At 44.2% G+C, this 8,304-nt stretch carries 10 protein-coding genes and 2 pseudogenes; 4 read left to right on the top strand and 8 right to left on the bottom strand.

Features of this window, described 5'->3' with window-relative positions; genetic code table 11:
* Together MiAbW_RS18550 and MiAbW_RS18545 are read left to right on the top strand one after the other, a co-directional pair.
* Positions 1-217: pseudogene (locus tag MiAbW_RS18550) on the top strand (Uma2 family endonuclease); the annotation flags it as partial.
* 446 nt (positions 218-663) lie between these two features.
* A complete protein-coding gene (locus tag MiAbW_RS18545; RefSeq protein WP_151697292.1) occupies positions 664-1,284 on the top strand; it encodes a metalloprotease in 621 nt (206 codons plus the stop codon).
* Positions 1,285-1,335: 51 nt separating this feature from the next.
* On the opposite strand, the gene MiAbW_RS19675 is transcribed toward MiAbW_RS18545, so the two are convergent.
* The 7 genes from MiAbW_RS19675 to MiAbW_RS18515 form a co-directional block, all read right to left on the bottom strand.
* On the bottom strand, positions 1,336-1,506 hold the full coding sequence (locus tag MiAbW_RS19675) for a high light inducible protein (protein WP_002742489.1): 171 nt from the start codon (positions 1,504-1,506) through the stop codon (positions 1,336-1,338).
* 88 nt (positions 1,507-1,594) lie between these two features.
* The gene (locus MiAbW_RS18540) at positions 1,595-2,323 is read right to left on the bottom strand and encodes a Bax inhibitor-1/YccA family protein (protein ID WP_151697291.1); all 729 of its coding nucleotides are present in this window, start codon (positions 2,321-2,323) and stop codon (positions 1,595-1,597) included.
* Between the two features lie 275 nt (positions 2,324-2,598).
* The gene (gene chlG, locus MiAbW_RS18535; RefSeq protein ID WP_151697290.1) at positions 2,599-3,579 is read right to left on the bottom strand and encodes a chlorophyll synthase ChlG; all 981 of its coding nucleotides are present in this window, start codon (positions 3,577-3,579) and stop codon (positions 2,599-2,601) included.
* Positions 3,580-3,585: 6 nt separating this feature from the next.
* Complete coding sequence (locus tag MiAbW_RS18530; protein WP_151697289.1) at positions 3,586-4,662, bottom strand: Get3/ArsA fold putative tail anchor-mediating ATPase NosAFP; 1,077 nt, start codon at positions 4,660-4,662, stop codon at positions 3,586-3,588.
* A 22-nt stretch (positions 4,663-4,684) separates the two neighbouring features.
* Positions 4,685-4,876: a cytochrome b6f subunit PetP gene (petP, locus tag MiAbW_RS18525; RefSeq protein ID WP_002742483.1), complete on the bottom strand. Its 192-nt coding sequence runs from the start codon at positions 4,874-4,876 to the stop codon at positions 4,685-4,687.
* 428 nt (positions 4,877-5,304) lie between these two features.
* On the bottom strand, positions 5,305-5,637 hold the full coding sequence (locus MiAbW_RS18520) for a hypothetical protein (RefSeq protein ID WP_151697288.1): 333 nt from the start codon (positions 5,635-5,637) through the stop codon (positions 5,305-5,307).
* A 115-nt stretch (positions 5,638-5,752) separates the two neighbouring features.
* On the bottom strand, positions 5,753-6,649 hold the full coding sequence (locus MiAbW_RS18515) for an ABC transporter permease (protein WP_046661061.1): 897 nt from the start codon (positions 6,647-6,649) through the stop codon (positions 5,753-5,755).
* 370 nt (positions 6,650-7,019) lie between these two features.
* Between MiAbW_RS18515 and MiAbW_RS18510 the strand changes: the two genes are divergently transcribed.
* Positions 7,020-7,727: a PEP-CTERM sorting domain-containing protein gene (locus tag MiAbW_RS18510; protein ID WP_151697287.1), complete on the top strand. Its 708-nt coding sequence runs from the start codon at positions 7,020-7,022 to the stop codon at positions 7,725-7,727.
* 125 nt (positions 7,728-7,852) lie between these two features.
* On the top strand, positions 7,853-8,062 hold the full coding sequence (locus MiAbW_RS18505; RefSeq protein ID WP_151697286.1) for a hypothetical protein: 210 nt from the start codon (positions 7,853-7,855) through the stop codon (positions 8,060-8,062).
* Positions 8,063-8,205: 143 nt separating this feature from the next.
* Here the strand turns inward: MiAbW_RS18505 and MiAbW_RS18500 are convergent.
* A pseudogene (locus tag MiAbW_RS18500) lies at positions 8,206-8,304 on the bottom strand (IS630 family transposase); the annotation flags it as partial.

Genomic DNA, 8,304 nt, shown 5'->3' with positions numbered 1-8,304 from the left:
GGGAACTTGGGAGGGTACTATTGACCGAGAAACGGCAATCTGGGCGAGATTTTATGACCCGGAAGGCAATTTAATCCCCTTGCCAGAAGAAGCAGCACAGGAGCAAGCGGCTGCAGCCCAGGAGCAATTAAATGCTACTCAGCAAGCTCTAGAAGCGGAAAGACAGCGTTCTCAACAACTGGCGGCTCGTTTGCGAGAAATGGGGATAGAGCTATAGTGTCTCTGGCATAAGTCAGGAAATTTTCGGAAAATGTAGGGAAAAGGCGGTCCTATGAAAGGGACAATTATCCCTTTCCCCCTTGTCCGACTTCTGCAAGAAATTGTGGTATATTTGTACGAAATGATCAGGGTGGGGAAATTAAGAATGAATAAAAACCAATTAACTGGTATATTTAGAGATTTTACGCAACTTAACCCTTATTTTTGACATTTTTGAACCCTCAAAAATTAATTATGCAAGAGAGCTATTTTCAAGACAATCAGTGGTCGTGCCAAATTAATTTCCTCAACCTTGACGACAAATTATATCAACTTCGATCAAAAGTCGCGTAAATTCTGTATTTTCTCTGGAAGTCTTAGATATAGCCTTTAGAATTTTGATCGTAGCGGTAGGCTAATCCAGATTAATTAAACTTCTTTCTCACTCCCGACTTTGTTAGTATCATGAAACCTAACTCTGGCCGTAAACGGTTATTATCCCTGATATCTGCCGTTTCTTGTAGTTCCCTCTTGATTTTATCTCCTCTAGCCCAGAGAGCGCAAGCAGACGATATTACGGATGCCCTAGAAGCGGTAATTGAATATACGGCTCAATTACACCAGATCAATTTTAAGTATTTGTTAAGCAATAGCCCGATAACCACTCCCTGCGGCGTAATTTCCCTAGCGGCTTTCTGCACTGTAGATAATACAGTCTATGTCAATATCCAGCAAGTTACTCGCATTAGTGATAATCCCCTATTCCCCCTTTACGCCGTCGCTCACGAGGCAGCTCACGCTGTTCAGTGGAATCGGGGTATCGGTGGCATCGATGAAGGCGGAATGAGCATCGGCATTGAATTACAGGCCGATTGTCTAGCGGGAGATACCCTTTCCTGGTTATTTACCGAAGCAAGAAGTTTATCCAAACAGGATTATATAATAGCAGGAAAACTTCTAGCGGAAGCGGCCTCGGAAGTGGGCGATTTTGAAGCTCCCAATCGCTCCCACGGAACACCACAACAGCGAGGTGATTCGGTCCTGCAAGGATTCTACGGGGAAAATCATCAAGCCTGTATGCGTTAACTAGCATTCAAGGCTCTATTTCCCCTAGAATGTCTAAAAAAGCTTAAAAAGCTACTGTAACCCTAACCAAGATAACAGACCTTGACCGGTTAGATACTCGATCAACAGGGTGATCACAAAACCAATCATAGCCGCCCTACCGTTGAGGCGCTCGGCATAGTCATTAAAGCCAAATTTGGGATCTTCTAATTTGGGGGTTTGAGTCGGTTGTGGTTCAGTCATGATCTTTACAGGCCGTTTACATTTCTTTACTATTCTAGCGGAGTTAGAAGTTAGGTTGTAACTAATTTCTAACTCCTCTCTATTTGCCCTAATCTCGACCGTTAAGAGCGATTAAAAGGCGCAGAATAAAGATAAATAGGTTGATATAGGTCAAATACATCGATAAAGCAGCACTGAGATACTGCTCATCTCTGTAGGTACGGGGCAAGATGTAAAAGTCCACCACTGCCGAACCAGCAAACAAGAAAACCCCGATGCCAGAAATAGCGATTTCTAACCAGGTGGGAGTAGCACCACCAAAGATAGAGAAAATTAGCTGACCAATGAGAACAATAAAAAGAGCGAGAATACCGATGCTAACGGTTTGAGTTAGCGCTAAACCATCTTTTTCCGACAGATTCGAGCCGATATTGCGTCCCAAGACAAAAGCGATGCCGCAACCGAGGGCAGCAATTGCTACTCCTCGCAAACCGACACCGGAAGTACCTAAGGCCACATAGACGATTCCACTGAGAGTATAGCCAGAAAGAAGGCTATAGAGAGTCAGCAGGGGCAGAGCAGTTCCTTTATTGCCGCTTTCCGCACTATTGCGCGCGACAAAAAATAAAATAATCTCGGCAACCATGGCGACAAAGAAAGTCGGGAAGAAAATCTGGGGATAGGATTGGATCACACCTAAACCGCCATAGGTTCCCACCGCAGTCAAAATTAGACCGCCACCGAGATAGGGTAAGGCCTTGGGGATAACATTGGGGCCGATAAGTGCTTGGCTTTTGGCCTCGCGTAAAGCTTGACGAAAGTTACTGGTATTACTCATGGTGATAGGGTGCGAGATACTTGTCTCAATCAATCTTGTTAAACAGAAACTATTCTTGATTAGTTCGTCAAGAATGCGGGATAGTTGGCCGAGAAGAAAGAAAGTTTTCCCCTCCAGCACAATCACCTCTTGATTGTAACGAAAAGACTAGGGATCGAGCTAGAAGCCGCAGTTTTCACCCCTCTTGACTGATCAAGTTACCGTAAACAGACGCCCAATTCAAGGCGATAATGTCCCATAAACTGGATATTTCCTGTTTTTATTAACTACAATCTTCAGAGCATACCCTGACCTAAAGCCAAACCTGTCACCAACATTCCTAACACTAGAAAAGGCTGGGCGCTGGCTTGATATTTGACATCATTTTTGAGCGGATCCCGCAGAAAATACATATCTTGGAAAGTTATCTGAGGGATAATTAATAACAGTAAAATAGCGGCATAAAGATTCTGATGAATACTAATGAGATAGCCCGCAATTCCTGCTTGAAAAACATCGATCATAATCACACAAATCCAAGCAGCAGTGGTTATTCCAAACATAACTGGCAAGGATTTCAAGCCTAATTTTTCGTCACCTTCCACACTTTTAAAGTCGTTAACTACAGCAATGCCTAAACCCGCCAGACTATAGATGAGGGTTAGGAGCATAATTGTCCCATTTAACTGACCAAAAAGGGCGTGACCTGCCCACCAAGGTAATGCTATATAACTAGCACCGAGTGCATAATTACCCAGCCAACCATTTTGTTTTAATTTTAAGGGCGGCGCTGAATAAATATAGGCGATAAAAGAACCAAATAGGGTTAAACAGAGCATGATCGGGAAATCATGACTGGCCCAGCGATCGAGAAGATAAGCTATTCCTAACCCAGCCACTAATAAAACCAAAATCTGACCGACCACTTGCGGAATAGAAATTGCCCCCGAAGGAATCGGACGGTAGGGTTCATTAATTGCATCGATTTCTCGATCGTAAAAATCATTTAAAGTTTGGGTATAACCGGTCATCAATGGACCGGAAAGTAACATACAGGTGGCCGATTTTAAGACATCTTCTAAAGACCAAGTGTAATTACCCGATGAAGCAGCCCCACAGACAACCCCCCAAATTAGGGGAATCCAAGTGATCGGCTTCATCAATTGTAAGCGGATTTTCCAGAGGGAGGTTTCTGCCGATGAGGCCCCTTTCATGCCCAATAATTGGCGAGTTTTTGCGCCTCTATTATCCTTGTTTTCTATCTCGGTGTTTGACATAATCCCTTAAAAAGAAATAATTAAGTAACCGTCTTGGAATTTGGCCCCTTTTACCCCTCGTCCGGTTAGAGGCGGTGGTACATCAATATTCCGCCGTTGATCCCCGGCTTCGATGGTTAATTCTGGACCCGATTGCGTCAGTTTTACCTGTTTTTTCTCGAATCCGGGTAAATAAACCTTGACCTGACCGGCTGCCGTATCGATTATTAACGGTTTGGGCGGCTGCACCGTGAGAAAATTGGGTAACTCGGCGATTAACTCCTGCCAATCTTCTCCTTGACGGTCGGGTAAAATCGCCGCCGGCAGCGGGGCAAAATCCTCCGTGGCACTCTGACAGCGATTAAAAATCACTCCCCCCACATTTAAACCGATTTGCTGCGCCGCACCCCAAAGATATTTGGCTTCTGCGATCGCAATTGGATCATCATTGGTGACTAGATAGGCTAAAACTCGCCGAGGATTAGCTAAAGCGGAGCGCCCCTCGTCTAGAATGTTATTATCGCCCTTCCGCTCTAAATCTTGGGGATTAAAGGAAAAATTCAGCACGGCAGCGGCGATTGGTTGGAAAAAGGGAGAAAGGGTGCGACCAATCTCAGAATCGCTGAAAACCTGCCGAAAACGCCGTAAATACCAGCTGCCCACCTCTGGAATCCCTAACATTCGCAGGCTGTTGATATCTCCGCTGCCGTCGTAGATGATGACATCGTAATTTCCGCTTTTATCCTGTTCCCGCAGGAAATTTAAAGCTAGAGCTTGATCCATTCCGGGTAAAATGCCCAACTCTTGACCATAAACATTTTTCAAGGTGGGAGAACGCAAATACTGCTTTTCCAATTCCTTGACTTCTTCCCAACTTTTTTCTAGTAATCCCGTACTACTAAGCTGCACAACCGAGAGATTAGGGGCAATTTCCGTAATGGAGGAGCTAGGGGAAGCCTTGAGGAGTAACCCCCAAGCAGGGCCAGAATCTTGACCGATCAAGAGAACTTTTGACCCCAGACCAGCCATTTTCTTTGCCGACGCAATCGCTATCGTACTGCGACCGCTGCCCCCCTTGCCCAAAAAGGTCAAAATTAAGGACATAATTAATTCCTAAACGTTGTATTTAGATGAGTTTGAGTTCATCCTCAAAAAACCAAGTAGCGGTTTTATCATCAAACTGGACAACAGCACCAACACCGCTGCCATCGGTCATCTTAAAATTTTTGATGACACCCACTTTACCCAATTTACCCGCTACGTCCGAGTTAACGCGGTCTCTTAAGCGACAGACCTTGACTTTTTGCCCGATTTCCATTACTTCCACAGTTTTAATAAGACGATAATTCAATAAACCAATCCTAAGTTTAATATAAATTCGTGTCAGATAAACCCCCCAATGATCTTCAGTTATTGCTCTTTCTAAGTTCGTTTGTATTTAGCGATCATATATACTAAGCAATAGGACAAAATCAACCTCTTGCTTAGGATAGGCAAAAGACAAGAGGCAATAGGCAATAGGCAATAGGCAATAGGCAATAGGCAATAGGCAATAGGCAATAGGCAATAGGCAATAGGCAATAGGCAATAGGCAATAGGCAATAGGCAATAGGCAATAGGCAATAGGCAATAGGCAAAAGACAAGAGGCAATAGGCAATAGGCAATAGGCAATAGGCAATAGGCAATAGGCAATAGGTAGTTAGATATGTGCAATTAATTATGTCTAGCTACTCAAAAAAAGGGTTTTATTTGGTTTCTGGGGCAGGATTTTGGAGATTTTCCAGTTGTTCTCTTTGCTTGCGTTTAAACTCCTCGGCCGCGTCGTTGATATTATTGAGGGTGTCTTCCTGAAATTCCGATCCGTCCCGGCTACGGCGAAAATTACTATTATGAATCAAGTCTAAAGGATTAAAACCACCCAGACTATCCCTGCCATCGGAACTACGTTCATTCTTTTGATAATCCGGCTGACTGGGGTTCAAGCTTTGAGCTAACACTTGCGGATTAAAACCAGCCCCGACTAATAGAATAGTAGCTAGAAATAAAGACGATTTGATCAACATTTTTTGAGTATTCATAATCTAACTAACTCCTCAGAAAATTATCTTGTTTTTGGTGGTGAAAAAGTTACAAGCTTTTCAGTGAACAGTAAACTAATAACTAATAACTGATAACTGGTAACTGGTAACTGATTTAAGCAAAACGACGACGAAGTAAGGGCTGAATTGCTAAAAGGATTAGCAGATCAAAAGCTAAGAGCAGGGCTAAAACTGTCAAGAAATTGAGGTCAAGCCAAGGGGTTTGTAAGACTATGCTATCAAAAGACCAGTGCTGATTGAAATAAATATAACGGATCGGTTCGATCGCATAGGTAAGAGGGTTGAGACTAGCGATTACTTGTAACCAATCTGCCATAAAGTTTAAGGGAGCGAGGGCGGTACTGGCAAATAAAAGCGGTAAATTGGTGACGAAAATGACGGCGATTAATTCGATATGTCCGGGCAGAGCAAAGGTTAAACTGAGACTTAAGGCAGTCATACCCAAAACTATTAGGAAAACAATCAAAGCGATCGCACCTAATCCAGCTAAACTGGGCAATCCGGCCCCTAAAAAGGCACTAGCGGCCACGATCGAGGCGGTTTGGATGAAACTGAGGGCGATAATATAGATGGTAGAAGCGGCCACGATCGAGTAACGAGTGGTTAAAGGTGCTACCAACAGACGGTTAAGGAAGCCAAATTCTCGATCGAACATTACCGGCAAACCAGCATTGAGGGCCCCAGAAAAAGCGGTAAAGACAATCACTCCGGGGGCGAGAAATTTAGCATAACTGAGATCGTTGCCGAATAGACCCTGGGGGGCATTATAAAACAATGCCCCGAATAAAATCAGCCACATAAAGGGCTGAATTACCCCCGCGATTAGGGTTGAAGGACGACGTTGTAATTGGATGAACAGACGTTTAGTCATGGCCAGAGTTTCTTGCAGAAATTCCCCTAGCACATTTCCCCCATCGTCCACCGTTGCTGCTCTAGTGGGATTGGGGGCTAAACTAGCTTTTAAGGAAGAAGGTGTGATGGTTTGGCTCATGAAATATTTACCTCTAATGCAGTCTTAACGAGTAATTTGGATAGTCAACAGTTTATAAGTGATCAGATGGCTCTCTTGGAGTCCCGGTGATCAGCAAATCCTCTGGAAAAAAAGGCTGACACCCTACCACTTCTCCAATATACAAGGGGCGCAAGCCCTGGGGGAAAAGAATGTAAATATTTATTAAATTGTAGCTTTTGATACAACGCAGGGGGGAGTGTGTATGGTCTTGACTGTTACGTTCGCTGGTAATTGTTTTGGGTTGCCCTATCGCTTAACCCGAATCGAAATGTCAGGCACTCAAATCATCTACCATTAACCCTTTTCTTTTCATGAAAAAAAACAACTCTGCTTTGTCTCTGGAGTTGCCCTGGCGACTCTGGTAACGGCTAGTGCAGCACAAGCTGCTTTGGTGGTCGTCCCTACAGGCTTGAATCCGGGCGACCAGTATCGCTTGGTCTTTGTTACTGACGGCACACGGGATGCACAAAGCACCGACATAAACACCTACAATAGCTTTGTTACCAATGAGGCCAACAAGCCCGCTCTCAATTCGGCTTTAACAACGGCAGGATTTAACCTGGGTACTATTACTTGGAATGCGATCGCTTCTACCGAATCAGTCGCTGCCCGTGATAATACGGGTACTAATCCATCGAGTGCGGGTGTTCCCATCTACCTCATAGATGGGAATCGAGTCGCCAACAATAATGCCGATCTCTGGGATGGGACTATTAATGTCCCTATCAATCGCACACCTTCTGATCTGGGGAGTATTTCCTCAAATGTATGGACGGGGTCAAACACTGATGGTAGTATAGGCATTAATCTGGGAGGTAGCTTTACAGCTGCTGGCCGGACAGGAAATAGTGCAGCAAACAATAGCACATGGATTTTTGATTCTATTAGTTCGTTGGGATCTACTTCCCCTCGATTCTATGGAATGTCCTCAATCCTTACTGTCCCGGGTTCGCCAGTCAGTGTCCCCGAACCCTCTAGCCTTCTTGGTTTGATCACCTTGGGCGGTTTAATGCTAGGGAGTGCTGTTAGACTTACTGGGGGCGGCAGCGACACTTAAGCGCCATAGAAAACGGGTTTCTCAAAGAAACCCGTTTTCTAGAATACAGGTTTCCTCTCTCTTTTTTTGGGGGAGGTTTTTTGAGCTAAATTATGCTAGGATTCGCCCTAGAATGATCAAAAATCATGACTACACAAGCAAAAGTAATCCAAGGTACGGCCAGGGAAATTAGGGAAGCACTGGCGCTTATACCGGATGATGAAATTGTCCGCCTTATGGTGGGTCGTCCCAGCTTATCTATTATTGCCAGAAAATTACAGCACGAGGCCGCAACTCTTGGCATGACAGCTGCGGAACACGACGCACTCATGGCATCGTTAAAAGATGATTTGTGATACGGGTTGTTGTTGATACCAATATTCTTGTCAGTTTCGCCATCCGTCCGAACGAAAATTTTGAGCAAATGTTCGATTTTTTGGCGAGACAGGCCATTACTTTAATTTCCGATGATATAGTTATTTCAAATAAGAACGAGACACTAGGCGACACAATAAGTACGAATAATTTCATCAAGGGGTGTCCCCACAGGAGCATACATTCTTGCCCTCTTTAATGCACTAAAATCATGTTCGATATC

The sequence above is a fragment of the Microcystis aeruginosa NIES-4325 genome (assembly GCF_008974145.1).
Taxonomy (GTDB): domain Bacteria; phylum Cyanobacteriota; class Cyanobacteriia; order Cyanobacteriales; family Microcystaceae; genus Microcystis; species Microcystis aeruginosa_G.
The sequence above is the reverse complement of the archived record's forward strand: the minus strand, read 5'-3'. Positions and strand labels throughout refer to the sequence as shown.

Bases quoted from the DNA above. Each gene is read 5' to 3' on its own strand.
- MiAbW_RS19675 (WP_002742489.1), bottom strand. From the start codon at position 1,506: ATGACTGAACCACAACCGACTCAAACCCCCAAATTAGAAGATCCCAAA.
- MiAbW_RS18540 (WP_151697291.1), bottom strand. From the start codon at position 2,323: ATGAGTAATACCAGTAACTTTCGTCAAGCTTTACGCGAGGCCAAAAGC.
- MiAbW_RS18505 (WP_151697286.1), top strand. From the start codon at position 7,853: ATGACTACACAAGCAAAAGTAATCCAAGGTACGGCCAGGGAAATTAGG.
- MiAbW_RS18515 (WP_046661061.1), bottom strand. From the start codon at position 6,649: ATGAGCCAAACCATCACACCTTCTTCCTTAAAAGCTAGTTTAGCCCCC.
- MiAbW_RS18545 (WP_151697292.1), top strand. From the start codon at position 664: ATGAAACCTAACTCTGGCCGTAAACGGTTATTATCCCTGATATCTGCC.
- petP (WP_002742483.1), bottom strand. From the start codon at position 4,876: ATGGAAATCGGGCAAAAAGTCAAGGTCTGTCGCTTAAGAGACCGCGTT.
- chlG (WP_151697290.1), bottom strand. From the start codon at position 3,579: ATGTCAAACACCGAGATAGAAAACAAGGATAATAGAGGCGCAAAAACT.
- MiAbW_RS18530 (WP_151697289.1), bottom strand. From the start codon at position 4,662: ATGTCCTTAATTTTGACCTTTTTGGGCAAGGGGGGCAGCGGTCGCAGT.
- MiAbW_RS18520 (WP_151697288.1), bottom strand. From the start codon at position 5,637: ATGAATACTCAAAAAATGTTGATCAAATCGTCTTTATTTCTAGCTACT.